Below are 24,746 nucleotides of genomic sequence, written 5' to 3' on the forward strand. Positions count from 1 at the left end.
GTGTTACTTACCCGTGCTCTTGAACCCATGCGAAAACGGTCTTCAATCCTTCAGAAAGGGAGATGCGAGGCTCCCAACCCAGCTCTTGTCGGGCACGCGTAATGTCAGCGAAGGTCGCTTGTACATCGCCGCGAGGTATCTCTTCTCTTTCGATGAGCGCTTTTCTTCCTGTTGTGTGTTCAAGCTGTTCAGTCAAATCGGTGAGCGTGATCGGTGAGCCCGATCCTAAGTTATAGATAGAGAAGCCCTGAGGAGCGTTTTCTGAGGCGGCTAGAATACCTCGCACAATGTCGTCGACGTGGGTGAAGTCGCGTCTCATGGAACCGTTTCCAAAAAGGGGGAGAGGTTTTTGTTGTATCAATGCGCGACAGAATAGGGTAATGGCCATTTCTGGTCTTTGGCGAGGGCCATAAACGGTAAAAAAGCGCAAAGCACTGCACCGAATTCTGGGTAGACCTTGCATGAGTGAGTAAGCAACCAATTCGGAAGCGCGCTTAGAAGCTGCATAAGGAGATTGGGGGAGAATTGCGACAGCCTCTTCTTTCGCTGGAAGAGGTGTAGAATCTCCGTAAACTGAGGAGCTGGAAGCGATCAAGATCTGATCGATCGAGTGCAGCTTCGCTAGTTCAAGCAGGTTGGTGGTTCCCTCGATATTGACCCGGAGGTAGCGGCAGGGATCTTGAAAAGAGGAGCGGACGCCTGCCAGGCCAGCCAAGTGGATTATCCCGTCAATCTCTTTGAAGAGAGGCTCCAGAGTGATACGATCAGTGATGCACACTTCTCTTATCTGAACCGAATGGCCAAATTCAGTTTCTAGATCGCGTTGATTCCGCCGCTTCTCGTAGGTAGGGTACGGTGCATTACTAAAATCATCTGCAATGGTGACTCGATCTCCACGCTGGAGAAGTGCACGCGTTAGATGAAATCCAATGAAGCCGACTCCTCCAGTGACCAGCCAGTGCATTATACGTTCTCTTTGCCAGGGAATGGAAAAGTCGATCCTAAGAAAAGAGGAACTTTAGAGACGGGGCTAGCTGTAGAAGTTGATCGAGAAGGTGCGCTTGGCGGATAGTCTATGGGCGAGTACAGTCTTGTACCGAGTCCATAATACCGCAAGCCAGCTTTGATCACTTCCTCACCATGCCACAAATTGCGACTATCGATGATGGCAGGTGGGTCTCCTTGAGGGCCTTGTTGAAGCAACTCGCGCATGCGTTCAAACAAAGGCGCTCGATAGGTCTGCCACTCCGTGAGCAACAGAAGCGCGTGAGCTCCGTGGAGGGCTTCGTATTGATCCGAGCATATTTGAACTTGCGTTTCCTCTCGAAAAGCATTGGCAAAGTGATTCCCTGCTTTTGGATCATGTCCAACTACACGCGCGCCTTCCTCGAGAAACGCTCGCGTTAACTTGAGGGCTGGGGATTCTCGAATATCGTCTGTTTCTGGTTTGAAGGAGAGCCCCCAAAGCGCGATCTGTTTCCCTTGCAGATCCCCGATCGCTCGTGTAACTAATTGATGGACAAACAAGCTTTGGGCTTCGTTTGCTTGCTCTGCAGCTTCTGCAATGCGCATTGGGACCTGATGCGAGCGGCTGAATGCGATCAATGCCTTAACGTCCTTAGGGAAACAGGAACCTCCGTATCCTGGCCCTGCATAGAGAAACTGCTTTCCAATGCGCGGATCGGAGCCAATGCCTAGGCGAACATCATGAATGTCAGCCCCTGTTGCATCACAGAGTTGGGAAAGCTCATTCATAAAGGAGATGCGGATAGCCAGCATTGTGTTGGACGCATACTTGATCAGTTCACTTGAACGAGGGTCCGTGAAAAGGATACGTTCACTGGAAAGCTGGAGCGGAGCATACAAGTGGCGCATTGTCTGTTGGGCCTGTTGGGATCGCACCCCAACAATGATACGGTCGGGCTTAAAAAAGTCATTGACTGCGTTCCCTTCCTTGAGAAATTCCGGATTGGAAACCACTTCGAGAGGGACTCTGCTGGAAGCCACTCGTTTTTGAAGCTTATCACAAGTTCCTAGCGGGACGGTGCTCTTAACACAGAGAAGAGCAGGCTTTTCCGCTTTCTGTGTGATCCAGTCCGCAACTTTCCATACAGCATCTAGCGAAGCCGTCCCATTTGGAGAAGGGGGGGTCCCTACTGCAATAAAATAGATATCTGCTTCATCAAAAGGCGAGATCAGCGTTGTTGAAAAATGAAGCCGCTTGTTGCGCACATTTTTTTGAACAAGCTCTCCGAGGTGCGGTTCGTAGATGGGGATAGTGCCCTCTTTCAGCAGATCGATTTTTTCCTGGTCAATATCAACCGTAAGGACTTCGTGTCCCAAAGCACTCAGCCCTGCACTGGTGACTAACCCTACGTATCCTACTCCAAATACAGCTAAACGAAAATGCATAAGCTAACCCTACTTAATCTCTGCATGGCTTTCTACTTGATTCATCAATTTTTGTCAGGTTGGGAAATTGAGCGATAATCGGATCCACTAGTACTATTCTTCTCTGGGAAGGGGAGGAGGTACATATGTATCCTTCTCCTGCTCTGCTGCTCGCCTGAAGTACATGTCTGATCCTCTCAAGGTCAAAAAAAAGCTATTGAATAAAATTTTGTGGTAATGCATTCTCTATAATTGTTTGTATGTACTTATAGTTAAAGCGGAAGGGGTAGAAGCTTCGCCTCTCGCTGTGTTCTTCGAATAGAAAATGAATGTGTGGAATGAGAAGGTGCCCAGCATTCTCGCATATGCGGAGAATTCTTTTCAACAGAGCAAACTAGCGCTCCATTACCTTGCGCTCCATACAGGCTTGCCAATTTTGGTGGTCGCTTCAGGAGCAGTTGTATTCTCTTATCATCTCTTTCGAAGGTGGGCTGTGCTTATCTTTGAATTTGTAGTTGCCTTTGGCCTTATTGGAACGGCTACCTACTTCGGGTGGATTCACTGGTGAACATCAAGAAAAGAGAGAGGTTACTTAAGCCCTGCGTTTTTGAGTTCTTGGGAGAGCTCTCCATTTTGGCGCATTTCTGTCACGATATCACAACCCCCTAAGAACTTTCCTTTGACATACAGCTGAGGGATCGTGGGCCAGTTTGAGTATTCCTTGATCCCTTCTCGGATTTCGGGTGCTGCAAGGACATTGACCGTTTCAAAAGGGACCCCTTCTTTTTTGAGAATGTCTACTACTCTGGCAGAGAATCCACACTGTGGAAAAGTCTTTGTCCCTTTTATGAAGAGAAGCACAGGATGGGAGTCGATGAGTGTCTGGATCTGCTTTTGTACCATATCATCCATGGAGAAGGTTTCCTTGTCTGTTAGCTTATAAGAAGTGGAGCATATGTCTGTTGAAAATTCAAGATAAGTTCAAAGAGTAAAGATAGAAATAGATTGTTTGATTGGAATGATAGGTTATCAGGTGAATGTACGGGGGTAGGTTCGTACTCAAGTGGCGCAGGAGGGGGAAGGGGAGTTTTTCTGAGTTAAGGAACGTGAAGGAATGATCCCGCTATCGAGTTAAGGATGCATATCCTGAGGAAGCGATGATTAAGCGGTTGCTCAGAGGGATGCCAATCCACTGTGTGGCTTTGAGGAGCCAATTTGTGCATGCGAGTTCTTGTGGGCTTGGAGTCGAGCCTCCGCTGGGATGATTGTAGATCAAGATAGGGGAGGAAGCCTCTTCTTGTAGGGTGATTCTCAGTGGAATCGCGCGCCATCACTTGAAGCCCATGGGGTCCCCCTATGGCTGTCCTTCGTGTAGCTCGAGGCTGTTGGAGGCAAGAAGCCATAGCTCTTCGTGGTCCAGAAATGCCCAACGCGGTCTCACCCACGGATCGACTTGACGGCTATCTTTAAAAAAGGTCTTTTCCCCCCTGAGATGGAGTTCTTGACTCTTCTGCGAAGTTCGAAAGAAGCCGGGAGGCGTATGCTCTTGACAGGCCCAATCCCGTATTCTTGAGCGGGCGCTCCCGTCCTCAATCGAGATAAGCCATGGAGTCCACCGTACTTTTCCAACAGGCAGGGCATCGAAAGCGTCTAGACAGACATATGTGGGTGGCCCGTCCCTAGGAGAATAGCAATGAGCTCAGGATCCCCGAGCCCTTCGGCTCCGAGGTGAAGAGCCCGTTTGCTGGGCCCTGCAAAAGAAGTGGCAGCTGTCATCGTGACATGTCACGCACCTTGTGTGCCTTTTGGTATTGTGAGATGAAACCATCCATTGAGATAGGAAGCCAAAAAACGTTGTAGCAATTCGGCTGTAAAGGCCAATTTGCCACAAGAGGTTTTGGCCATATGGGGTGGATGCTAATTGCTGCCTGCGCTCAAGAGCTCAGCCAGAGCCCCTGAATTGTTGGGTGAAACCATCAAAAGTGTCATTACCTAGTAAGGAATATCTTCGAAGCGTTTCCTGTCGGCGGGAACTTAACTTGATCTTGAATGATGCGTTCTCCATTAATGTAATTCGTGCCGTTTTCTTTGTTCCGTCATAAGTGGCTGATCCCTTATTTGTTGGGACTTTAAATGTCTATTGCCTTGAATTCTTGGCCTTTAAGTTTCAAAACAATATTTTGATGGTCAAGATATATCGACTAGCCAGTATCCTCATCCTCATCATGTTTATATAGAATGCGTGAAGCAAAAGCAGTGAATAAAGATGTGTGCTCGTTTATGAAGAGAGGCTTGATATACATATCGATGAAGAGTTGAGAGTCGTCCTGACTTTGGAGCTTATTGGTTGCGCCTGGATCTACCTAGAGTATGCGGGGTGGGGGAGAAGAATTTATAGGCGTTTCCTTTTTTTCTTGGAACTCCGTTGGTTCGTAGGATTCTGCTGGCGGCTGGAAACGGAATCCTGGTCCGAATTTGAGGAGTTGAAAGGAAGTGCCAGGAGACTGGTTGGGGCCTGGGTCTTCTCCTCTGTACTAGACGGGGTCGATATCGCCTTTCACCATTTTGAGGCTGGGATTTCCCTGTTCGCCATAACCTGAGAGGTAGTAGATGATATTTTCTGGTATAGGGATGCACTCAGGTGGAGGGATATCCTTTTGTTGTTTTTTTGTTGTTGAGGGAGTGTTTCTTGTGTGGGAGGATTTTCATTTTCCTCGATTGTGATTTTTCAGAATGAGGAGGGAACCGATTCTTTTTCTTGAGCTCCACCGCAATGGACGGTAGCGGAGAGAGTGAAGCTAGAGGCGGAGAAGTAAGGAGGGAGTTAAGGTACGTTAAATAGGTTGTGAGAAGACATAAGCTATCACTTAAAGGAAGTGAAAAATAAATAAAATAGGTTATCATAAGAAACTATCCATTGGTTACTCCTATTGATGTAATGGTAAGGAGGGTTGAACGCAACTCCGAGCATAAAGAATGTGATAAAAAAACGACCGTCCTATCGTGAAGTAAAAATATTAGAGGGAAAAGATAAAAAATGTGGCAAATCGGCTGTGAAGACCAATTCGCCACCTTTGATAGTGCAGTGAATAGTGGATGGATTTATAGGGTGCACAGTGTATATCCATTAATAAGGCTCGACCTATCTAGAATAGAAGTACTGCTGGCTAGAGGAGTTGTCATGGGCTTGATGTATTAATATGCGCTTTAGAAATGCGTATAGGTTGTACTTTTGATCTGTTTATTTGGTTTCGATTTGCCGGATGACGTGATTGTAGGCGGTGTCGAAGGCTTGGACAGTGAGGGTATGAAGTCTGACGGGAGGAGAGAAGAGAGATCGGCTTCGAAGGCTCTTCTCCTTGGTCATAGATTCCGTCACACGCTGGGATGGGATGCCATTCTAGCCTTCCGTCGATAGCAGCTTCGACGCGTAGAATTGGACTGAGCGCATCCATCACTTTTCCTCGCCACCGCCGTCCTGTGATGGACAGCTCTTGAAGGACTAGGGGGGGTATTATCCACAGTGATGGTTTTGGATTCGCGCGTGTGACGCTGTACTTATTCCGGGGGATTCGTTTTTGCATCGCTTACCTGGGTGATGTACTTTCCATCTGAGAAAGTGAGGGTCTTCCGATCGTATTCCTGCTTGGTCAGAGTTTCATGAAGAGGAAGGATGCTCTGCCATACAATTTGCTCATGGAGGTGGTAGAAAATCCGGTAGCAAAGAGGACTTTATCAGGATTGTCCGCTTTCCACTGGATATGAAAAACGCTTTCGTGCTTTGGGAGATCGCTTCCGCTCGGAGCGAGCGACTCTTTCGAGGCCTTGTTGCCATTGCGTGAATGAGCATTAACCCTAGTGGCCGCCAGCTGAGGTTGTCAGGCAGAAAGGGGATCACCACTCTGGCGAGAGTGGTTGTGGGATTCGTTTTCCAGTTCGCTTGGACCTAAATGCATCTCCCTCGCACGCTTGTAAGGGTGGCATGGTTGGTTTGGGATAGACTCCAGTGGCTCCATGTTTCATCAGGGGTAGCAGAATCTCCTGACCGGACAGAAAATTCGAGAGGTCCAGTCGCGTTTCAGCTGATTCTTCCGAATGTTGAGCAGAGGTCTACATCCAGCACTTTGCTTGTCCGAGTCGTTTCCGCTCCTCTATGCCCTTAGAGAGATGTAATGGAAGTCTTCATGGCGCATCATCAGTTCATGGTGCCCCGCATGATCGATCATAAACAGAGGCCTTTTTCGTGGTTTGAAGGTTGCTTGCGGGGAGGGACGGGGTAGGGGAGGAAGTCAGGTGCGGAGCCCCCATTCGATGAGGCAAGTCGAAGGAATCTCCGTACTCATTGACGAGCACGAAAAGGGAACCTTCTTTCCCGAAAGCGACGATTTGACTTCTTGGTGCTCAAAATCGTGGATGATCGTAGCCTGTTGAGACTATCCACACGGTAGAGAAGAGCGTGACCGCTGCTTCTCGCGATTAAGTCATGATTGGTACGATCGAGAGCCAGCGTTAGAAGATGGGGCTGGCTGCTTTTAAACTGGAGACTGGCTTTCCCTTCTGGTGTGATCAGGAACAGCTTTCTTTGTGGGTCTGTTGCGGAGGAAAGCATTTTGTTCGCAGGATTGTATGTGAGATCCTATACGTGTTGAATCTCTGGTAGGATTATCCAGACCTCTGCCTTCCCTATGGCAATATGATAAATTTTTTCTTCTGGGAGGGTCCTTGCATAGATTGCTCCTCCTGCCCCCTGCACCAGAGAAGTCACTGCTAGTTAATTAGTGTTAGCGAATGGACTGACTTGTTTGCTCTCTACATATAGAATCTTTCCAGTGGGGGCAGTGACTGGCAAGATTCCACATTGGAAAGAGAGGGATGCCAGTACAGTGGTTACTTCGTTAGGAAGAATACAGCCTAAGTTAACTCCTGCTATGACTGCACTGTCTGAGCTGATCATTGTCCCTTGTATATTCCTGTCTGATGGTTTCTCCAAGGTGTTCAGTTGGAAGTAACGTGTGTCCGCAGCGTGAAGGGGGGATAGGGAAAAAACCCATGCATAGCAATACCCCTGCGTATTGCCATCTTAGTTTGATTCGATTGTTTGTTCTGGTTTCCATAGGATTTCTACTGGTCTTTTGGCTGAATGCGGCTTTTGGATTCATAAAGTAGTAGGGGAGAGGAATGATGGTTTTGTGTGTGTCACTAAACGCATGTAGGAGATATGTGTGGAACGGATAGGGCGCAGGGAGTCAAAGGCGGAAAAGAGACACTAAGAGGCCACATGCTATTGCCAGGCGGCGCTATTGGAAGGGAGCTTGTATTGGACATTACGCTTTGGTCAGAGTAAGTTGGTTACTCCAGATTTTCAAACAGTTGGCTTAAATTTTCTGCGTGGGTATGATCGCGCACTACCTCATGGCTGGGAAGGACTTCGATCTCGATCTCCTTCCCTCCCATTTCCGGTCGAGTAGATACTTCTACCGTCTGAATGGAGTGATACGTTTCTGGAGATTGGAAATGAAGCCTGAGGCGGAGGGAAGTGTTTACTTTGGGGGTTGCATCCAAGGGCTCCGTCCCTCGCAAGTGCCACATGCTGGGCGTGTACTGAATAGTTAAAGATGACTGGATCGGCTCGATACGGGACAGTTTCCGTGTGTTGTTCAGGATCCCCCCAATCGCTTCCAAAAGATTGTTTTTGCAAGGAGGATTCATCTCTGAAGAGAGCGATTCCTATCTGTCCGAATCAACCGTCCTGGACTTCGATGGGAGGATGGTTGAACGCTTTGAGCTGAGACCGAAAAGTCCATATGAGAGATCTCCGCTCACTGGCAGTTGCTTCGATGGTGGTGTTGAGGATCAATAGGGAAAGGAGAGTGGTGAGCAAGTATTCTTGCGCAACTTCGATACGCCAAGAACGCTTTAGTGCTTCCGGAACTCCGTCGATGTCAATGGAGAAAGGGAACTAGGGGCTGTGATGTTTTCGTCAATCACAATCGCACTTTGCCTGTCCTGGATCATCGCGCCGAGCGGGCGAATCGCTTCTCCTAATTTTGGAAATGTGGCGATGGCTTGCGAAGACCCAGTGGATTTTTCCAATCGAGGTGGGCAATGCACTGTTGCCTCCGTTGAAGAAGGGATGCCCAAATGCGCAAAGCTTGGAGCCTTGTACGTGAGTCACTGTCCCTAGCTCCATCAAGGAAATGTCTCCCCTTGCCAATTAGATTCCTACCACACCTCCATTGGTGTAGTGACGTGGGACGGTTTCGTTGTTGGACTGGCCCCCTGTACTTGCCTAAGGGGGCTCAAATCCAATTGGTTCGAGCAATTTTTGAGCAAGGGCAAGGGGTCCTCTTCCCCCTCCCCCTAGCAAGAGTGGTTTTAACGGGTAGCGGGATGAGAGAAGTAGCTTCTTGGTGAGGATTGGAATGGGGTCTCGCAGCGAACTGATCGAGATGGGCGTGAGGGTCATAACGGCTGGGATCCACTTGATGGAGATTATTAATTAGAGGGGACGTTGAGACCAGACAGGGTAGTATGCATGAAAATGGTGGGAGTAGCCTCTTGTTTGCCGGATTCGAAAGGTCAGAAACCGGGAGGGATCGGGCGATTGAGTTCTGCAAGCGTGACCCCCGCTAGGCGTAACCCCGACCACCGTTTCGCTTGGTAAGTCAGATTATCTGTAAACACCTGCTAGGCGCTCTTCAATATAGATGGGGCTTCCGCTGCTCCCTTGAACATTTTTTGTCTGGTCGAGGCGTGAATGCTGGATTTTGACGAGAATGAGAACTTGACCGGGTAGGAATTGATGGAACACTTCGATCCACTTCGACTTCGAAACGTATGAGTTCAATTCCTTCAAATGCGGTGAGCCTGTACCCTTTCATTCCCTTCCGAATTTTGCTGAGTGCGATCGTCGCGATCTCTACTGCCTGTTTGGGTAAAGGTTGTGCGTGTGCAATTCTAGCTCTGGCTGCTGTGAGTGCGAGTAAGAGGAGAGAGGCAGCGGCAGATCGAGAGTTCACAATGAGTACAATGGGAGGTAGACCTCGAATGGCTGCCTGATGCGGTTGTCTAAGTCAAGCGAATTGCGAGTGTCTTGAGGAGTCATCTGAATCGCTGCCGCAGGATCTGATCGGTTTCTGCTTCAGCTCGCTTCGATTCAGATGGCTGTTAGGCGTTCTGCATGCTATGGATTCACTTCAATGAAGGCGTCTTTGCAATGGCTTTGTTCGTTGGTTCCTCAGTTGCCTCCAGAGCCCTGTTCTGTGGCAGAGAGACTCACGAGTGCAGGAATTGAGGTCGAAGATATTGAACATACTGGGGTTGAACGCAGCCCTTGTCTTTTTGCGCAGGTCCTTTCGGTTACGTTTGACCCTTCCTCTCCCAAGACTCGCAAGCTTATGCTGGATGTAGGGGGTGGAGAATACCATCCTGTTGTCCAACCGCACCTCGGTGAGGTCAAAGAAGGGGAAGTAGTGGTTGTAGCACCTTCTGGATCGCCGATCGCAGAACGCTCCTTGCCAATGCCTGTTAAGAAGGAAGAACTACAGGAGTGGGTTGTGTGCACCCAAGCAGCTCTTGATATAGCGGATGCCACTGGTGCTGAGAAAGAGGAAATCCTGGTTCTCCCCCCTTCTTTTGCGGAGCCAGGGACTCCATTTGTCCAGGTCGTGCCTTCTGCTCAAGACACGATTCTCTCTTTAAACTTAACCCCCAACCGTTCAGATGGATTGGGACACGTAGGACTTGCCCGAGAGTTGTCCGTTCTATATCAGCTTCCGTGGTCCCTTCCTGAGCTCCCTTCTCATGTATCGGTGGAAGATTTTGGCGAACACTCTCCCGTATCCCTTATTCTGGAAGAAGGGGCACCCTGCTTTCACTATGCGGGTGCAGTGCTTCTCGATGTTCAGATCGTTCCCTCCCCTCTATGGGTGCGCTGTCGCCTAGCGGCATTAGGAATGCGCCCTATTTCCAGCATGGTGGATTTGACCAATCTCGCCATGTTGGAGTGGGGAAATCCGCTCCATGCCTTCAATTTGCGCCGCATCTCGGGTCGCACATTGCACGTGAGGACCGCGCGAGAACGGGAGCGCATTCAGACGATCGATGGAAAAGAATGCATATTGCACCCTCAGGATTTGGTGATTGCAGATGCGCAAACTCCCGTTGCACTGGCTGGTGTAATCGGTGGAAAAGATTCTGAAATTAGTGCGGACACCTGTGAAGTCTTTTTGGAATCAGCTCATTTCGACCCGCGTTCGGTTCGGCGGACGGCTTGCCGTCATGGATATCATACGGAGGCGAGTCACCGCTTCGAGCGAGGGATTGATCCTTCTACCGTGATCCATGCGCTCACTCGCGTGGTCACATGGGCAGTGGAATGGAATGTCGGTCGGCTTGGTTCTCCGCTCCTCTCGAGGCGTGTCCGGAAGCCGCCTGCCTCTTCTATCCGCTTTCGGCCTGCTCGCGCTCAACACCTATTAGGATTGAGAGTCTCCGATGATCAGGCAGCTCAAACCATCAAGGGGTTGGGGTTTGACGTGGTAGAAAAACAGGAAGAAATCTGGACGCTGGTTCCCCCCTCTCATCGCCCTGACGTGTCCCATGAAGTCGATGTCATCGAGGAGATTGGGCGGATTTACGGCATCCAAAAAATCGAACCGATTCGCCCTTCTATTATTGCCTCAACAGAAGGGGAAACTCGAGAGAAATCATTGCGTCAAGCGCGATCGATTGCCGTAGAAATGGGGTTGTTGGAAGCTGTGACCCACAGCTTCACTTCTGCTCGGGCGTTGGAAAGCATAGGGGCTCCACCTCCTTCTGTTGTTTTGGAGAATCCGCTCCATGAATTTTGTCATGTGATGCGGACTAGTCTGCTCCCCGGTCTGTTTGAAGCTGTGGCGCGAGCTCGTCGTGTTGGTGAGTGCAACGTGCGGATGTTCACCTTGGGCTCTATTTTTTTAGAGGGATCGCAGGGCGGTTTGCCAGAAGAAAAACTGATGCTGGCGGCTGTCCTTGCAGGGGATCGCGAGGCTTATTTACAGAAACCACAGCCTGTGGATAGTCTCGATGGAAAAGGGCTTGCTGTCAGATTCCTGCAGCGGTGGGGGTGTTTCGAGTGGGAAATCATCACGGGTGCATCAACCCAATCCCGTTCTACCTACCATCCGCTCGCTTACGCGAGGATCCAACACCAAGGATGTGAATTAGGGACCTTCGGGTTGATTCACCCTGATGTCGAAGAGGCCTTTGGATTACAAAGAAGGACCGTGCTGGTGGAGCTCGATCTCGCAGCACTCCACACGCTTAAGCGCTCTGTTCCCCACTACACCCCTCCTCCCCGTTATCCTGCAGTGTTGCGTGATATGGCTCTTGTCGTCTCTACGGATATCCCTGCAGGTCTCCTGGAAAAAGCGATTCGGGAGGTCGCGGGTCCTCTTTTGGAGAGCGTCCAGCTTTTCGATCGATTCACCGGGGGGAATCTCCCTCCACATCACGTAAGCTTGGCTTTTCACTTGGTCTATCGCAATCTCCATCGGACCCTTGTCGATGAAGAAGTGGATATACTTCACGCGCATGTGGTCACAGAGGTGATCCAACGCTTTGATGCTGCTCTACGCGCCTCTTAATAAAAGAGTGCAACGAGAAGAAAGAGCATGTCCGTTCTCATTGTGATTGCTTTAGAAAACGACATTCATCAAAGGAAGATGAAACTGCAGCTGCTGGGGGACTCCATGCTGTTTTTGCTCTTGATGAGAATACATCGGGCGTGCTTCGGGGATTGGGATTGAGCACCGCCACACAGTGGGATTGATCTGGAAAAGAGCAGTGGTCGTGGTGCGGCTCTCTTCTTGAGTCGGCGCCTGATCTTCAGAAGCATCTTCACTCGGTCTGTAGCGCGTTGCATTGAGGGTAAGTACGGTTGCGGGGATGATCAAAGCGAGCCCCCCTGCTAACATAGAGATTGACACGTAGGGATTCAGTGCGCTTTGATCGATTAAATATCCACCAATGCCCCCTCCTATAGCTCCTATTCCCCCTCCGATCAGATAAGACCAAGAATCCTCAACCCCAATAAGCGATTCGCTGATCATGACTAATTCTGCACCTAAGAGCACACCTCCTATTGTCCCCTTAGGGGAGGAAGAAACGGTGCTTGCATAAGCGCTTTCTGCGCTTGCACAGAGCAGGCTGAGACACATGATGCTTGTTTTCCTGAGAAAGCGAAGGGGGGCTAGGGAGCTGTGGTGTGAATAATGATAGTCGTTCATGCTAGCGATCTTAGGTGGTTGAATCTGAACATTATTCTATGTGAAATTCTATCTTTAACCCAACAGCTTTTTCGATAAACTAAACTTGTCATGTTTCAGGGGTGTTGCTAGCGATGAAGAAAACTAAATCATTGTAAAATAGAAGGATCAACCGCTCAAGAGGTTATCATGGGTAATATGGGAGCCGGTGAATTACTTGTAATTGCGCTTATAGCGCTGCTTTTGTTTGGGGCTGGGCGGATTGCAGAAGTTGGCAAAGGGCTTGGTCAGGGAATCCGTAATTTTAAACAGGGCCTTCGAGAGGGGGATCGAGAGCCTTCCAAGCGGGATGATGAGGATCGGCGCGCCTAGAACCTCCTCGCGCTAAAGAAAGTATCTCTATTTTGGAGACGGTTATTGCTCATCAGTAGGAGGTTTTATGTCACATCATTTTGCTTCTCGAATCCAAGAAGTTAAGCCCAGTGCTACGTTGGCTATCAATGCGCGTGCCAATGAACTGCGCCGCCAAGGAATTCGAATTTTCCCCTTTGGTGTGGGTGAACCTGATTTCGACCCTCCTCTTCGCGCTTTAGAAGCTGCGAAGAAGGCGATCGAGGAAGGGGCTTCCAAATATACGGCGGTGTCTGGTATCCCCTCTCTCAAGCGAGCGATCTGTGAATTCACAGCACGCCGGCGCGGGTGGACCTTTACCCCTGCTTCGGTCTGTGTCAGTGTAGGGGCCAAGCATGCCCTGTTTAATGTCGCGCTCGCTCTCTATGAGCCGGGCGATCAGGTGCTTGTCCCAGCTCCTTATTGGGTTAGTTATCCGGAGCAAGTGCGTCTGATGGGGGCAGAACCCATCATCATTCCCACTTCGGAAAGCAATGGATGGCGAGTGACCCCCAAGGATCTGGAGAAGCATTTGACGCCTAAGACAAAAGCTTTTCTTCTCTGCACCCCTTCCAATCCGACGGGATCTACGTATTCTCCCAGAGAGCTGTTGGATTTAATCGCTGTTCTTCGATCCCATGATTGCTGGATCATTGCGGATGAAATTTACGGTGAGCTTGTCTACGACGATTTCTCCTATGTGTCTCTGGCTAAACTCGCTCCGGAATTGCGTGAGCGGATCGTCGTCATCGATGGTGTTTCGAAAGCCTATGCGATGACTGGGTGGCGTATCGGTTGGGCGATTGTCCCTCCCCCTCTTGCAAAAGCCTTGGATCTTATTCAAGGCCAGAGTACGACCAATGCGACTGCCGTTGCGCAGTATGCTGCGCTTGCTGCTCTTTCGTCAGCAGATCAGAGTGAATTAAAAACCTTCCGTGAGCGCTTTGAGCGACGGCGCAATGTGATGGTGGAGGGGTTGAACTCATTGCCTGGAGTGCATTGCCGGAAGCCGGAAGGTACATTTTATGCTTTTGCAGATTGTAGAGGGCTTTACGGAATTGAATGGGAAGGGAAGCAGCTGGAGACTGATGCGCAGCTCGGTCTGTGGATGCTTGAATGTGCTCACGTTGCTGCTGTCCCCGGGGATTCCTTTGGTGCACCTGGCTATTTCCGCTTTAGTTATGCAACGAATGAAGAGGAGATCCAGGAGGGGATGGAAGCGTTGCGCAACGCGATCCTCAAAGGGAAAAGGTGCTAACTCGCTCTTTTTAACAAAACGAAGTGATGAGATGAAAGGGTTAGGATCAGGACAATCCTCTGTGAATAGATGAACAGAGGATTGAAGAAGGGCCTCGCGCTCGCGTTGTGGATGCGTGGAGTGGAGAAGATCTGGCTCAGGTTGTGCTAGCAGGGGATCGCGAGGCCGGACAAGCTGTTGTGACTGCCGTCGCAGCGAGTGCGTGCGTTCGTCAGATGATAACTTACAAACGAAGCGATCTGCTCCTGCGCATTGCTTCCTTGCGCCGAGAGCGGAGGGAAGAGTTCGCTGTTGTTATCGCTCGTGAGACGGGTAAACCGATCCGCCTCGCGTGCATCGAAGTGGGGTGTACCATCTCTGGATGGGAAAAAGGGGCAGAGGAAGTATCCCGTGAGCGAGGGTAGGTAATTCCGCTTGATTTTGCACCGCACGGGCCTGGATTTTCGGGCGATTGGACGTGGTTTCACGTGGTCCCGTATTGGGGATCTCCCCTTTCAACTTTCCTCTCAATCTGGCTGTGCACAAGATCGCACCTGCGTGCGCTGGCAGCAGGGTGCAGTGTTCTTCTGAAAACCCCTCCTCAGACGCTGCTCATGCCCCATTAGCGGAGGTGATTCGACTTGCAGGCATTCTATCGGGGGCTGTGTAGATGGTTCTTTGTGCTAATCCGATAGGGGAAAAATGGGTGCGTGATGATCATTTTACCACTCTCTTCTTTACAGTGATTGATCGGATTCTGATTCGGTGCATTTGGATATGCGTGTCAGGCTTGTATCAAAAGTTCAGAGTCTCCACGTGCATACTTGGATTGCAAGAGATCTTTTCGAAGCGTTGAGGGAGCGAGTTAATGAGTGGGCTTCTCATCCTCCTTTGAATGAAACGGGATGGATAGGCCCTTTGATGGATGAGGCGAGCGTACAGGGCGTGCATTCGTGGTGTGAGGAAGCGCTGCAAGCGATGGCACACATCTCCTCTGCGGCGCGATCGAAACCATTTACACCTGATCGCGTTGAAATTCCATCCTCCTCCACGGGTCTTCGCGTGATTGAAGAGAAAGTGTTTGGACCTGTTCTTGTGGTGCAGCCCTATCGCGAGTGGGAGCATACGCTTGCCATGACCAAGGCATCTCGCTATGGTTTATGGGTAGGTCTGTACACGGATTCGGCGCATCGGATCTGTGAAGCGTTTTAAAAACTCCAAGTCGGTGTGTTGATTGTCAATGAAATCCCTACCTTTCGAATAGATGCCATGCCTTATCTTATGGAAGCGTCAAAGACTCGGGGGTGGGGCGTGAAGGCTCCGATTTGCTATCGGAGAAATGACAGAATAAACGCCTTGCGATGAGACATCGCGCCTTCCATTGACTGTTCATTAAGCTAATTTTAGGTGAATTCCATGCCTCTCGAACACAGTACGCTTTATCAGACACTCGCTTCAGTCCAAGACCCGCTTTTGCAGAAACCTATCACGGAACTTGGAATCGTCAGTGATCTGTCCGTGATGGGGGGAGAGGTACACCTTGTCCTCGATCTCAGAGGAAAAGAAAGAGGAGAGAGGGGACGTCACTCCATTCTTGGAAGCCAGATCCGTGAGAAACTTTCCGTTCTTCCCGAACTGCGAGGGCTTGAAATCCGATGGCGGGAGGAGGTGATCAGCCGATCGGTTGGTCAGGATGATCCAGTCCCTCACGTCAAGCAGATAGTCTTTGTGATGAGTGGGAAAGGTGGGGTTGGCAAGAGCACGATAGCGACCAATTTGGCTGCGACTCTCTGTCAGATGGGGTACAGGGTAGGGATTTTGGACGCGGATATTTATGGCCCTTCGATCCCGACCATGCTGGGGATCCACAGCCACCCTTTTTCCGTGGATGGGAAAAGCATTGAGCCGCTTGAGCGCTTTGGAATGAAATTGATGTCGATCGGGTTCCTCTTAGAAGACCCGAAGAGCGCAGTGATCTGGCGAGGGCCGATGCTTCACAGCGCCTTGCAGCAGTTTCTCAAAGATGTAAATTGGGGTCCGCTCGATTACTTGGTTCTCGACCTCCCCCCTGGAACAGGAGATGTTTCGATCACTCTCTCCCAACGTGTTAGAGCGAGTGGTGCGGTTTTGGTCACGACCCCTCAAGCCGTGGCCACAGATGATGTGTTTAAGAGTGTGTCTATGTGTCAGAAAGTGCATATTCCGGTCCTTGGCGTGATTGAAAATATGAGCTACTTTGTGGATCAAGAAGGATGCCGCTACGAATTGTTTGGGCGTGGAGGAGGGGAAGCTGTCGCTCGATTCGCTTCTGCTCCTCTTTTTGGTCAGATCCCCATTGAGCTTACTGTGCGGGAATGTGGAGACCAAGGGGCTCCGGCGGTGCAAGTTGCACCCTTTGCTCCGTTGACTTCGCTGTTCGTTGGGATCGCGGAGAAGCTGATCGACAGGATCGAAGCACTGCATGCGGAAGAGGACACTCCTGTCATCGATCGCGTCGGTGGGGAGCCTGAGAAGAAGAAACTCCCTGTGGTCCGCTGAGTAGCATTGCGTTGGATGGGAAGAAAAAGGAGGGAATCGGTCTCAAAAAACTGCTATACTCTTTTCTGTGTTGCGTACTCGTGTGGAATCTCCTCAAAGGGAAAGGCAGCGCGTGATAAGCGCTTTGAGCAAAGCGTTAGGCCCTTCGAAGGTGTTGGAAGGAGATGAAACGCTCCTCTATGCGCGCGACGAAAGTGAAGTCGAGGGGATGCTTCCGGATGGTGTTGTCCTTGCAGAGTGCACGCAGGATATTGTCAAAACCTTAGAGATCGCCCAGCGCTATCCTATTCCAGTGACCCCGCGTGCAGGGGGGACGGGGCGCACAGGAGGGGCTATTCCGGTGCAGGGTGGAATTGTCCTTGCGACCCATGCGCTCTCCGTCATTAAAGACATTGATCGACCGAATCAGATCGCGGTCGTGGAACCGGGAGTGACGACGGGGCAGCTCCATCGCGCTGTGGAGCAAGAAGGGCTCTTCTATCCCCCCGATCCCAATTCGCTTGCGAGTTGCCAGATCGGAGGGAATCTTGCAGAGAATGCGGCGGGACCACGTGCATTCAAATATGGGGTGACCCGTGACTACGTGCTAGGTGTGGAGGTCTGCTTGATGGGGGGGCGTGTCTTGCGTACCGGTCGCCGCACTTCGAAAGGGGTTACTGGTTATGATATCACTGCTCTGCTGGTGGGTAGTGAGGGGACCTTAGGGATTTTTACGGAGGCTACGCTTCAGCTCGTTCCAAAGCCGCCCGCGGTGGCTACCCTTCTCGCTTATTTTAAGGATATCGCTGCCAGTGCTCGTGCGGTTGTGGCGATTGGAGAGGCGCAACTTGTCCCCCGATGCATTGAATGGTTGGACTACGCAACCTTGCAAGCGCTCCGCACAGAAGGATACGAGAGCCCTTCCGGAGCGAGAGCAATGCTTCTTGTTGAAGTGGATGGAGATCCCAGTTGGTTGGATGCGGAGCTCGAACGGGTAGGGAATGCGATCTCTTCAGTTGCTGGTTTACTGCAGATTGTTGTTGCGCTGACAGAAGAGGATCGCGAGCGGCTGTGGGGGGCTCGCCGTCTGCTTTCGAGGGCTACACGGAGGCTAGCTCGGTACAAAATTTCGGAGGATGTGGTCGTCCCTCGAACGCTGCTCCCTCAGATTCTTTCTTCTGTTGATCGGATCGGGGATCGCACAGAGGTGCAGCACTTGGCTTATGGTCACGCGGGAGATGGGAACCTCCATGTCAATTTCCTTTGGAATGAGGAGAGGGAAAAACCGCTTGTCTTTCGGGCTGTGAGGGAACTGATGGAAGAGACGGTTCGCCTTGGAGGGACTTTATCGGGAGAGCATGGGATTGGAGGGGCCAAGAAAGAATACATAGGGCTCGAGCAATCTCCTGAACTGATCACGCTCCAACAGGATCTCAAGCGGGTGTTCGACCCTGCGGGGTTGCTCAACCCCGGTAAGATTTTCCCCTCTAGAGGGCACTTCTCCTGCTGAAAGCAAAGCCTAACACCTTTTTTATTGCTATTAATGCTCTTTGTACGAGGATTGTTTTACCCTTGGTGGTTTTTAATTAGATAAGTTTTTTGCCTTCTTTCTTTTTAACCCTTTTGTTTTATTAATTAGGAGTTAATTGGATCTTTAAGATTCTTTTCTTTCATGAAAGCAGGCTTAATGGCGACGAAGAGGAGATCGGATTTTCTCTCTCAGGTTATAGCGAATGGTTAAAAGATGCGACACCAATGCCCCGATGATTCTCTGGATCTGTGCGGCGCTCTGCTTGCATTATGGAGCTGGACGAATGGCGGAATGGCTGCAGTCTTTGCAGATCGATCGCGAGGCGTTGCGTCAAGTTGCGGAGAAAGCTCGGGTGTGTGCGCGGAATGACGATCAGGTCCTTGAAATCGCGATGGCGGATCCCCTTCTTTCCCTCTCTCCTTCTTCTCTTCAACCTCCTTCTCGACCGACCCCTCAGGAACCCAAATTGCTTCCTCTTCAGGAACCGTCTCCCCCCAAGGAGCCAGAGGAGATCCCTCCGGTTGTTGTGCCCCCTTCTGCATCTCCTCCCCCTTCGGACAACCGCATTGCAATTCGACAACACGCTAAAGAAGGGCAATCCGATCATCCAACAGCTCGTTTTCTTGCAAATAAAGCGAATTATGTCAAAGAAGAAACGGTTGCGCGCCAGACTGCCCTCGATCAAGATGATCCGTCCTCTTCTCCAGGGCTCTCTCATGCGATGCTATCCCCTCATCAGGGGGATGGCGATCGGACAAAGATCGCTCAAAGTGAGGAAACACAGGGAGATCCTCACTCTAATGCGGACCAACCGCGAGAAGGGGAAAAAGCGGCTGTGCACGCTCACGCCCCTTCTGTGCCGACGAGGGGGAATTCTTCTGCGGCCCTGTCACCTCAAGACAGCGATTGGCCGCCTCCTGCCTTCACCCACTCTCCTTCTGACCCCTCTCTTTCTAAAGGGAATGACGAATTGCAACACTCTGCTCGCGATGGGTGGGTCCTTTCCCTGGAGCGTCCTAGTGAGGCTCAGCAAAGGGCCTCTTCTTTTCGATCAAATGGGGGAAATGTCCGCTTCGAAGCCAAACCCAGATTGGGTTTGGGGCATCGGGGACCTGCAGGGGAGGTGAATTTCAACCTAACCCATGAAGGAGTTTTTGCGGTGTTGGGAGAAGAAAAAATCCACGCACTCCAGGCTCGCGATCGACAACGGAGAAAGAGTGAGCATCAGGGGAAATGGGCTAGGGTCGGTATCGAGCGTTGGCGGAACGCCATCGAGAACTACGTCTCTTTTGTCAAAGCTGGCAACCAGACAGCGTTAAATGCAGCTGCATCCCCTTTTGCTACCTATTTGAATACCATTCACCTCCAGATCCATCCTATTTTTGCAGATGGTTTCTTGGCTTCCCTCCAACAGTTGCCGAAAGGGCATCCGATGAACGACCTCAAGCTGTTTACACGCCTTGAAATCGTTCTGAACCAAAGTGGAAACATCCTGAAAATGGGGGTTGTTCGGACGAGTGGGGTGCTTGCGTTTGATCTCGCTGCGTTGGAAGCTGTCCAGGAGGCCGTCCCTTTTGTAGCAGCTCCGGAGTCGATCCTCTCTTTTGATGGAAATGTCTACTTGCATTGGGAATTCCATCGTGATGAAGTCTATGCTTGTTCTACAATGCATGCGCGTCCCTTTCTTCTCAAGGGGAATTCGAAATCCCCTTCTGTAGTTCCGGATGGTAACCATGCTGATGAGTCTCTTCTTCGTCACTCGTGGAGCATTCGGTGACCTCTTTTCTTGATGGAGAGGTGTGTTTTTCAACATCATGAAGGATAAAAGAAGTAAGAAGGAAAAAACAACGAGATCGCTTGCTTATTGCTAGTGACGTCAAAGACGAAGAAGTATAATTGTGGTAGTAGGCCTGAGTGGTGATACCATCTTCCATAAGCTCGCTTGCGAGTAACCTGATCGCACTTACCAAACCTCGCATTACCTTGGTTGTGTTAGCAACTACGGGGGCAGGCTTGTTTTTGGCTCCTGGCGCGCTGCCATCGCATCAGCTGCTTTTGGCGATAGTTGGAACCGTGCTCGTCGTTGCAGCAGCGAATGTGCTCAACATGTGGTGGGAAAGAGACGTGGATGCGCTGATGAAGCGCACTCAAAATCGCCCTCTCCCGGCAGGCCGTATCCCTCCTGCTTTAGCACTTGGCTTTGGCTTATTGCTCGGATTGATTGCGGTCCCTCTTCTTTTTCACGTCAACCGGCTGACAGGTTTCCTCGGTCTGTTTGCGCTGATTAGCTACGTAGCCATCTATACTCCCCTCAAGCGGCGTACGCTGTATGCACTCCAAATAGGGGCTATTCCAGGGGCTATCCCTCCTTTGTTGGGGTGGACGAGCGTAACCGGTACAATTGAAGGGGGCGGTTTGGCTTTGTTTGGTCTGCTCTTTTTTTGGCAGTTACCTCATTTTATGGCTATTTCTCTCTTCCGCAAGCAGGACTATGCGCGTGCGGGTCTTCGCGTGTATGGAGCAGTATGCAGTCAACAGGAGACGCACCGAGCGATCCTATTTTATTCGCTTCTGTTGGTAGGGATTAGCGTGGCTCCTTTTTATCTTCATCTGGCGCGTGGATTTTACCTCATTTCAGCTATCTTGCTCGGAGTTGCACTACTGGGATTTGAAGTGCGCGGATTTCGATCCATTCGTTCGGAAGAAGCGGAACGCTGGGCACGCTCCCTTTTCGGTTTTTCCATCATTTATTTAATTTTGCTATTGTGTGCTCTTCTTTTAGATCATGCGTGCGTTTCTTGAGTGCTTGATGGAACTGTCTTGCTCCTTGTACCTTCTGTGAAACGAGTGTCCCACCAAGGCTTCTGCTTGACAAAAAAAAGGAGATATAGCTAGAAATGAAGGTCATTTCATTGAATTAGGCGCGTAGCTCAGTGGTAGAGCGCTACCTTGACACGGTAGAAGTCGTTGGTTCAATTCCAATCGCGCCTACAAGTGATCCATCGCAGTCATCGCTCTGCTCAACGGTAGGGCGGGAGGGGATGCCTGTAGGATTTATGTGAGCTCAAGAAATGAAAAACGTATCATCTAATGATAGGATGATGCGCTTTGCCAACTCTAGAGAATTAAGGCCTTTGGGTGTGTGCGCTTAACTGGATGGTACTGTAGGGCGCGAGCGGGAACCTCCTATTGGGAAGGAAAGGTGGATAAAGTTAAGTCTGCACTTCTTGTTAGCTCGCACGCTCGATCGATTCGAAGAAGGAATCGCAGCGTAAAGGGAAAAGGGGCGTGGTGCTGTAGGACGTCCACGTGATCATCTGCCCATATATATATTCTCTGGAGTTCCCAATCGGATCGGCAGGAGGGGGAGAAGTGGGGTTTTCCATGAGATTTTCAGCGCTGATAAACAAAAAAATAGGTTTCTCTGTAGGAGATACCAAAGCGGAACAAGTCGTTGATGCTCTGGATATGAGCCAATGACCTCTCCTGCGTGAGCAATCATCTGTTGCATAGCCCGAATAGATCGATGTTGGGGAGTTCTGCGTAATAAGGCATTGCTCCAGCAACGCCGACGGCCATTGTGTCTTTTGGCTTATGATGTGCAGCTATCCAACAACCTGCGGCAGCCCATTGCTCTGGCCCATAAACAAGTTCAGCAGAGGAGTTCTAGCTGCAGTTTTGCACTCCTTTGATCCAAACAATTGCTTTGGGGTGATGAACCTCTTGAGCATGTGGAGAAGGTGTGGCTGCAACAGTGCCTTTCGCTTATCCCATGTGAGGAAGAGGGTAGGCCACAGGGAGAAGATAAGCGAGACCGCACATGCTTACAAAGCGAGGGCCCAGTTTGGTGGCTGCGAATGAGATGTACCTCAACCTTCTCTGAACCATCTCCTGCTTGCGTCCAGTCAGTTTGACATGACACGTATTGGGAAATAGATGTCCGTAATAAAAATGGCATTAGTTTAGGAATATACCAATGATGATACTGTAAGCAAAGACGCATTGGGCGAGGGCGATCCCCCCTTTGTGTGAGCTGATTTGAAAGGCGAGAGCAACAACCCATGCGACTCCGAAGAACATCATCCATTCTGGGCGAGTGAGCGTTGTTGCGGCACAAGTGAGCCCGGCTTTCCATCCGTTACGCGGATCTACGCATAGATCACTTATCCATAAAAGACTGAGCAGGAGGAAGCTGGTGAAAGCACACTTTCTGGCCCTCCAAAAATCCATGCAGCCAAGGATGTGTTTCAGGCGAGCGCTACTGTGATCAACATTCCGCCGATCCAGCTGTGTCAGGGCTAAATACGGTGCCACAGAAGCCAGCTTAAACCAGGCGTCTCGACTGCGTAGCTGCCTCCTGCAGCTCTAGCTGTTGTAAGTGGGTGAAAACCGAGCTGATAGAGGAGTGTAGCGACCCTATCCATATGATGGCCTGTATAGCCTTCTAATGGCTCTCCTGGATTATAAGCAGAGGTTCTTAACTCCACTAGCTTTTTGGAGTGACGAACTGCGATGTGGGCATCGTCGCAGAAGAAATCAAAATGTTTTGCATACGAGGGGAGTGCGATGGAAGTAACGGAGGGAGATGCTAGAAAAATCAGAAGCTTGCGGGGCAAATGGTGAATTAACAGCATGTTGGAATGAGATGTGTGCGGAGGTGCTTCCGCGGTCAGCTTGATGGATGCGCAGAGCGACTCCGAATCTATTCGATAAGCCCTACAATGTTATTTGACATTGCGATTGGGTAAAATCAGATTGTTTCCTATATTATAAAAAAAGATTTTTGGAGGAACTAACAAACTCTGTTTCTTAACTTAGTAAATTACACGACGATACTTAGTAGAATGTGCTCTCATCCTGTTGGTCGGTTTCCATCCAGCCTTTTTGCCTCGCTCTTTCAGCTGGCTTGATGGTGGGGGATGTGGAGGCTTTGCGGAAGAACTGTCTGAAGAAAACAATGTGCTCCTTCATTCATGCCTTTACAAACTCAACAAAAAGATGGTGTCTTCAATTTCTTGAACTTTATTGCGGAGATATCTCTTGCTAATTAGACGTTCTCTAGTTGTCTTCCACCTGTTGGAGCGGTGCCTGAGCAGCTAGCGGAATGGATGAATTGTATCGGATCGGACAAAAGAACAACAGGAATAAGGTAAGCAGTATCGCGTCTATTATGGTGTGGTTTTCGAAAATATTTCTGCTAGATTAATCAATCATGTTGTTCTTGTTCATATTTCTTGGAGTATGCAACAGAGGGGAAAAAATATTTGGATATGGCAACACAATGCGTGGTAGAGGGTGCCTGCCCCAAAGAGACACCTCTGTTACATTGGATTGTAGTAACTGGCTACGATATTGAATCAAACCAAATCTATCTGGCACGATGCAGATCAGAAAGCAGTTAAACAGATGTCTTTTGACAGGTTTGAGCAACTTTCGGGTTGGGGGGTAAAAGGTCCAATTATTAGGAAGTTTTTTGAGATCTATAAAGTGCAGGGCAATACGATGATTGTGCTTAAGTGAGCGATTCGGAGAGAGGCTCAGCGCTAGGAATGGAGGTAGAGCTTCTCTTTAGTAGTAGGTACAGATAATAGATAAAAATGGTGTTGTGTTTTTCCAGCAACCTCAACGTGTTCTGTAGAGAAACAGGTAGAGGCTCCATGGAGGCTCTTTCCTCTCCGAGAAAGGGAGGAGGGATATGCCCTTCAGACGGGAGAGGTAGAGCAGCGGCTCTCTCTTCTTGTGTTGTTCGTTCCAGCGTTGGGTGATCGAGGAAATGTCTCCTCTCTTATTTGGGCTTCCCTTGCAGATGGTCCAGGAAGTATGCACTTGTTTCTGGATCCGTGAGGAGTTGTTGGATTCGATGAGAGATCGTGTATAGGATTTGTTCAAATAGAGGATAGGATCCCTCAGCGATTTTTTCCCTGTCGATGGCTTTTTGGGTTGTTTCGATCTGAGTTTGAATCGCTTGCAGGGGGTAAGTCGCGTACCACCGTTTGGCTATCGATAGATTGTAGACATAGGTTGTAGACTTTGTTATGAGGGGAAATCCTGCTTCTCTTGAAGAGGCTCGCTTCGAATTGAACAGAAGGATATCCTCTTCTTCTAGGAGTCAATGGCGTAAGCCAAGATCTACCGTTGGTGCTCCATCGCGAGCAGCTCCGGAATGCCTTGCTTGGCACCGAGCAATCCTCTGTATCGACGGACACGAGGATCAATTCCCCGTTTTTATCTCGGCTGGGTAGGATATTATTCGGTCGAATACTCCGAAAGCCTATCCGTGGGATTATATTTCCCAGTTAATTGAATGCCTCTTGCCATGGATCCAGTGTGAAGGAGGATCTTCCTGTTCGATCTTTTTATGTTCATAGAAGTCGACCCACCATCAGTTTTCCTGTTTCTAATAGCGTGTGGATAGTTCTACTACTGGTTTTGA

Annotated in this window: 26 protein-coding genes and 1 tRNA gene; 13 read left to right on the forward strand and 14 right to left on the reverse strand. The window is 49.9% G+C overall.

Annotation, left to right across the window (positions count from 1 at the left end; genetic code table 11):
* Window positions 1-7: 7 nt before the first annotated feature.
* On the reverse strand, window positions 8-964 hold the full coding sequence (locus tag BCY86_RS02445) for an NAD-dependent epimerase/dehydratase family protein (RefSeq protein ID WP_075276296.1): 957 nt from the start codon (window positions 962-964) through the stop codon (window positions 8-10).
* The gene (locus tag BCY86_RS02450) at window positions 964-2,412 is read right to left on the reverse strand and encodes a UDP-glucose dehydrogenase family protein (RefSeq protein ID WP_075276297.1); all 1,449 of its coding nucleotides are present in this window, start codon (window positions 2,410-2,412) and stop codon (window positions 964-966) included. The genes BCY86_RS02445 and BCY86_RS02450 overlap by 1 nt, the downstream gene beginning before the upstream one ends.
* A 304-nt stretch (window positions 2,413-2,716) precedes the next feature.
* On the opposite strand from BCY86_RS02450, the gene BCY86_RS02455 reads away from it, so the two are divergent.
* Window positions 2,717-2,959, forward strand: a complete 243-nt coding sequence (locus tag BCY86_RS02455; RefSeq protein WP_075276298.1) for a hypothetical protein — start codon at window positions 2,717-2,719, stop codon at window positions 2,957-2,959.
* 20 nt (window positions 2,960-2,979) lie between these two features.
* Here the strand turns inward: BCY86_RS02455 and grxD are convergent, their stop codons facing one another.
* The 8 genes from grxD to BCY86_RS09595 all read right to left on the reverse strand — a co-directional run bounded on the left by grxD (window position 2,980) and on the right by BCY86_RS09595 (window position 8,502).
* Window positions 2,980-3,303: a Grx4 family monothiol glutaredoxin gene (gene grxD / locus BCY86_RS02460; RefSeq protein ID WP_075276299.1), complete on the reverse strand. Its 324-nt coding sequence runs from the start codon at window positions 3,301-3,303 to the stop codon at window positions 2,980-2,982.
* A 211-nt stretch (window positions 3,304-3,514) separates the two neighbouring features.
* Window positions 3,515-3,712, reverse strand: a complete 198-nt coding sequence (locus tag BCY86_RS10695) for a JAB domain-containing protein (RefSeq protein ID WP_083604130.1) — start codon at window positions 3,710-3,712, stop codon at window positions 3,515-3,517.
* A gap of 116 nt (window positions 3,713-3,828) precedes the next feature.
* Window positions 3,829-4,032, reverse strand: a complete 204-nt coding sequence (locus BCY86_RS09585) for a hypothetical protein (protein ID WP_156865004.1) — start codon at window positions 4,030-4,032, stop codon at window positions 3,829-3,831.
* A gap of 9 nt (window positions 4,033-4,041) precedes the next feature.
* Window positions 4,042-4,167, reverse strand: coding sequence for a UPF0758 domain-containing protein (locus BCY86_RS10485; RefSeq protein ID WP_275935839.1), 126 nt, complete (start codon window positions 4,165-4,167; stop codon window positions 4,042-4,044).
* Window positions 4,168-5,570: 1,403 nt separating this feature from the next.
* Window positions 5,571-5,975, reverse strand: a complete 405-nt coding sequence (locus BCY86_RS09590; RefSeq protein ID WP_156865005.1) for a hypothetical protein — start codon at window positions 5,973-5,975, stop codon at window positions 5,571-5,573.
* A gap of 1,187 nt (window positions 5,976-7,162) precedes the next feature.
* Window positions 7,163-7,345 (reverse strand): hypothetical protein, encoded by a 183-nt coding sequence (locus tag BCY86_RS10030; RefSeq protein WP_172824776.1) that lies wholly within the window; start codon window positions 7,343-7,345, stop codon window positions 7,163-7,165.
* Window positions 7,346-7,740: 395 nt separating this feature from the next.
* A complete protein-coding gene (locus tag BCY86_RS02485) occupies window positions 7,741-8,100 on the reverse strand; it encodes a hypothetical protein (RefSeq protein ID WP_075276303.1) in 360 nt (119 codons plus the stop codon).
* A 207-nt stretch (window positions 8,101-8,307) separates the two neighbouring features.
* On the reverse strand, window positions 8,308-8,502 hold the full coding sequence (locus BCY86_RS09595; RefSeq protein ID WP_156865006.1) for a hypothetical protein: 195 nt from the start codon (window positions 8,500-8,502) through the stop codon (window positions 8,308-8,310).
* A 138-nt stretch (window positions 8,503-8,640) separates the two neighbouring features.
* Between BCY86_RS09595 and BCY86_RS09600 the strand changes: the two genes are divergently transcribed.
* Window positions 8,641-8,805 (forward strand): hypothetical protein, encoded by a 165-nt coding sequence (locus BCY86_RS09600; protein ID WP_156865007.1) that lies wholly within the window; start codon window positions 8,641-8,643, stop codon window positions 8,803-8,805.
* Between the two features lie 284 nt (window positions 8,806-9,089).
* On the opposite strand, the gene BCY86_RS10165 is transcribed toward BCY86_RS09600, so the two are convergent.
* Window positions 9,090-9,410 carry a hypothetical protein gene (locus tag BCY86_RS10165; protein WP_075276305.1) on the reverse strand — a complete coding sequence of 107 codons (321 nt, stop codon included), beginning with the start codon at window positions 9,408-9,410 and terminating at the stop codon, window positions 9,090-9,092.
* 180 nt (window positions 9,411-9,590) lie between these two features.
* Here BCY86_RS10165 and pheT point away from each other — a divergent pair, with 180 nt between their 5' ends.
* Entirely contained in the window at window positions 9,591-12,017 is a 2,427-nt protein-coding gene (gene pheT / locus BCY86_RS02500) for a phenylalanine--tRNA ligase subunit beta (RefSeq protein WP_075276306.1), read from the forward strand.
* A 51-nt stretch (window positions 12,018-12,068) separates the two neighbouring features.
* Here pheT and BCY86_RS02505 read toward each other — a convergent pair whose 3' ends face one another.
* Entirely contained in the window at window positions 12,069-12,590 is a 522-nt protein-coding gene (locus BCY86_RS02505; protein ID WP_075276307.1) for a hypothetical protein, read from the reverse strand.
* Between the two features lie 237 nt (window positions 12,591-12,827).
* On the opposite strand from BCY86_RS02505, the gene tatA reads away from it, so the two are divergent.
* The 10 genes from tatA (at window position 12,828) to BCY86_RS02555 (ending at window position 21,304) form a co-directional block, all read left to right on the forward strand.
* Window positions 12,828-13,010 (forward strand): twin-arginine translocase TatA/TatE family subunit, encoded by a 183-nt coding sequence (gene tatA, locus BCY86_RS02510; protein ID WP_075276308.1) that lies wholly within the window; start codon window positions 12,828-12,830, stop codon window positions 13,008-13,010.
* 67 nt (window positions 13,011-13,077) lie between these two features.
* On the forward strand, window positions 13,078-14,286 hold the full coding sequence (locus tag BCY86_RS02515) for a pyridoxal phosphate-dependent aminotransferase (RefSeq protein ID WP_075276309.1): 1,209 nt from the start codon (window positions 13,078-13,080) through the stop codon (window positions 14,284-14,286).
* 107 nt (window positions 14,287-14,393) lie between these two features.
* Window positions 14,394-14,690: an aldehyde dehydrogenase family protein gene (locus BCY86_RS10490; RefSeq protein WP_075276310.1), complete on the forward strand. Its 297-nt coding sequence runs from the start codon at window positions 14,394-14,396 to the stop codon at window positions 14,688-14,690.
* Between the two features lie 53 nt (window positions 14,691-14,743).
* A complete protein-coding gene (locus tag BCY86_RS10495; RefSeq protein WP_172824777.1) occupies window positions 14,744-14,935 on the forward strand; it encodes an aldehyde dehydrogenase family protein in 192 nt (63 codons plus the stop codon).
* A 107-nt stretch (window positions 14,936-15,042) separates the two neighbouring features.
* Window positions 15,043-15,477, forward strand: coding sequence for an aldehyde dehydrogenase family protein (locus tag BCY86_RS02530; RefSeq protein WP_075276311.1), 435 nt, complete (start codon window positions 15,043-15,045; stop codon window positions 15,475-15,477).
* Between the two features lie 204 nt (window positions 15,478-15,681).
* Window positions 15,682-16,803 carry an Mrp/NBP35 family ATP-binding protein gene (locus tag BCY86_RS02535; RefSeq protein WP_075276312.1) on the forward strand — a complete coding sequence of 374 codons (1,122 nt, stop codon included), beginning with the start codon at window positions 15,682-15,684 and terminating at the stop codon, window positions 16,801-16,803.
* 112 nt (window positions 16,804-16,915) lie between these two features.
* Window positions 16,916-18,292 carry an FAD-binding oxidoreductase gene (locus BCY86_RS02540; protein WP_156865011.1) on the forward strand — a complete coding sequence of 459 codons (1,377 nt, stop codon included), beginning with the start codon at window positions 16,916-16,918 and terminating at the stop codon, window positions 18,290-18,292.
* A 223-nt stretch (window positions 18,293-18,515) separates the two neighbouring features.
* Window positions 18,516-20,090 (forward strand): TonB C-terminal domain-containing protein, encoded by a 1,575-nt coding sequence (locus BCY86_RS02545; protein WP_075276314.1) that lies wholly within the window; start codon window positions 18,516-18,518, stop codon window positions 20,088-20,090.
* A gap of 140 nt (window positions 20,091-20,230) precedes the next feature.
* Window positions 20,231-21,115: a heme o synthase gene (cyoE, locus tag BCY86_RS02550; RefSeq protein WP_075277530.1), complete on the forward strand. Its 885-nt coding sequence runs from the start codon at window positions 20,231-20,233 to the stop codon at window positions 21,113-21,115.
* A 117-nt stretch (window positions 21,116-21,232) separates the two neighbouring features.
* Window positions 21,233-21,304 (forward strand) — tRNA-Val (locus tag BCY86_RS02555).
* 239 nt (window positions 21,305-21,543) lie between these two features.
* On the opposite strand, the gene BCY86_RS09615 is transcribed toward BCY86_RS02555, so the two are convergent.
* Together BCY86_RS09615 and BCY86_RS02565 are read right to left on the reverse strand one after the other, a co-directional pair.
* Window positions 21,544-21,699, reverse strand: coding sequence for a hypothetical protein (locus BCY86_RS09615; RefSeq protein ID WP_156865012.1), 156 nt, complete (start codon window positions 21,697-21,699; stop codon window positions 21,544-21,546).
* 912 nt (window positions 21,700-22,611) lie between these two features.
* Window positions 22,612-22,947 carry a hypothetical protein gene (locus BCY86_RS02565; RefSeq protein ID WP_075276316.1) on the reverse strand — a complete coding sequence of 112 codons (336 nt, stop codon included), beginning with the start codon at window positions 22,945-22,947 and terminating at the stop codon, window positions 22,612-22,614.
* Between the last annotated feature and the right edge of the window lie 1,799 nt (window positions 22,948-24,746).

It is taken from the genome of Pajaroellobacter abortibovis, assembly GCF_001931505.1.
In the GTDB taxonomy this organism is placed as follows: Bacteria; Myxococcota_A; Polyangia; order Polyangiales; family Polyangiaceae; genus Pajaroellobacter; species Pajaroellobacter abortibovis.

Coding starts and splice junctions, on each gene's coding strand:
- pheT (WP_075276306.1), top strand. CDS start 9,591: ATGAAGGCGTCTTTGCAATGGCTTTGTTCGTTGGTTCCTCAGTTGCCT.
- BCY86_RS02545 (WP_075276314.1), top strand. CDS start 18,516: ATGGTTAAAAGATGCGACACCAATGCCCCGATGATTCTCTGGATCTGT.
- BCY86_RS02455 (WP_075276298.1), top strand. CDS start 2,717: ATGAATGTGTGGAATGAGAAGGTGCCCAGCATTCTCGCATATGCGGAG.
- BCY86_RS09585 (WP_156865004.1), bottom strand. CDS start 4,032: ATGCCCTGCCTGTTGGAAAAGTACGGTGGACTCCATGGCTTATCTCGA.
- BCY86_RS09615 (WP_156865012.1), bottom strand. CDS start 21,699: ATGGAAAACCCCACTTCTCCCCCTCCTGCCGATCCGATTGGGAACTCC.
- BCY86_RS02485 (WP_075276303.1), bottom strand. CDS start 8,100: ATGAATCCTCCTTGCAAAAACAATCTTTTGGAAGCGATTGGGGGGATC.
- BCY86_RS09590 (WP_156865005.1), bottom strand. CDS start 5,975: ATGCAAAAACGAATCCCCCGGAATAAGTACAGCGTCACACGCGCGAAT.
- BCY86_RS02445 (WP_075276296.1), bottom strand. CDS start 964: ATGCACTGGCTGGTCACTGGAGGAGTCGGCTTCATTGGATTTCATCTA.
- BCY86_RS02535 (WP_075276312.1), top strand. CDS start 15,682: ATGCCTCTCGAACACAGTACGCTTTATCAGACACTCGCTTCAGTCCAA.
- BCY86_RS10030 (WP_172824776.1), bottom strand. CDS start 7,345: ATGATCAGCTCAGACAGTGCAGTCATAGCAGGAGTTAACTTAGGCTGT.
- tatA (WP_075276308.1), top strand. CDS start 12,828: ATGGGTAATATGGGAGCCGGTGAATTACTTGTAATTGCGCTTATAGCG.
- BCY86_RS10485 (WP_275935839.1), bottom strand. CDS start 4,167: ATGACAGCTGCCACTTCTTTTGCAGGGCCCAGCAAACGGGCTCTTCAC.
- BCY86_RS02530 (WP_075276311.1), top strand. CDS start 15,043: ATGCGTGTCAGGCTTGTATCAAAAGTTCAGAGTCTCCACGTGCATACT.
- grxD (WP_075276299.1), bottom strand. CDS start 3,303: ATGGATGATATGGTACAAAAGCAGATCCAGACACTCATCGACTCCCAT.
- BCY86_RS02450 (WP_075276297.1), bottom strand. CDS start 2,412: ATGCATTTTCGTTTAGCTGTATTTGGAGTAGGATACGTAGGGTTAGTC.
- BCY86_RS02515 (WP_075276309.1), top strand. CDS start 13,078: ATGTCACATCATTTTGCTTCTCGAATCCAAGAAGTTAAGCCCAGTGCT.
- BCY86_RS02505 (WP_075276307.1), bottom strand. CDS start 12,590: ATGTGTCTCAGCCTGCTCTGTGCAAGCGCAGAAAGCGCTTATGCAAGC.
- BCY86_RS02565 (WP_075276316.1), bottom strand. CDS start 22,947: ATGCTGTTAATTCACCATTTGCCCCGCAAGCTTCTGATTTTTCTAGCA.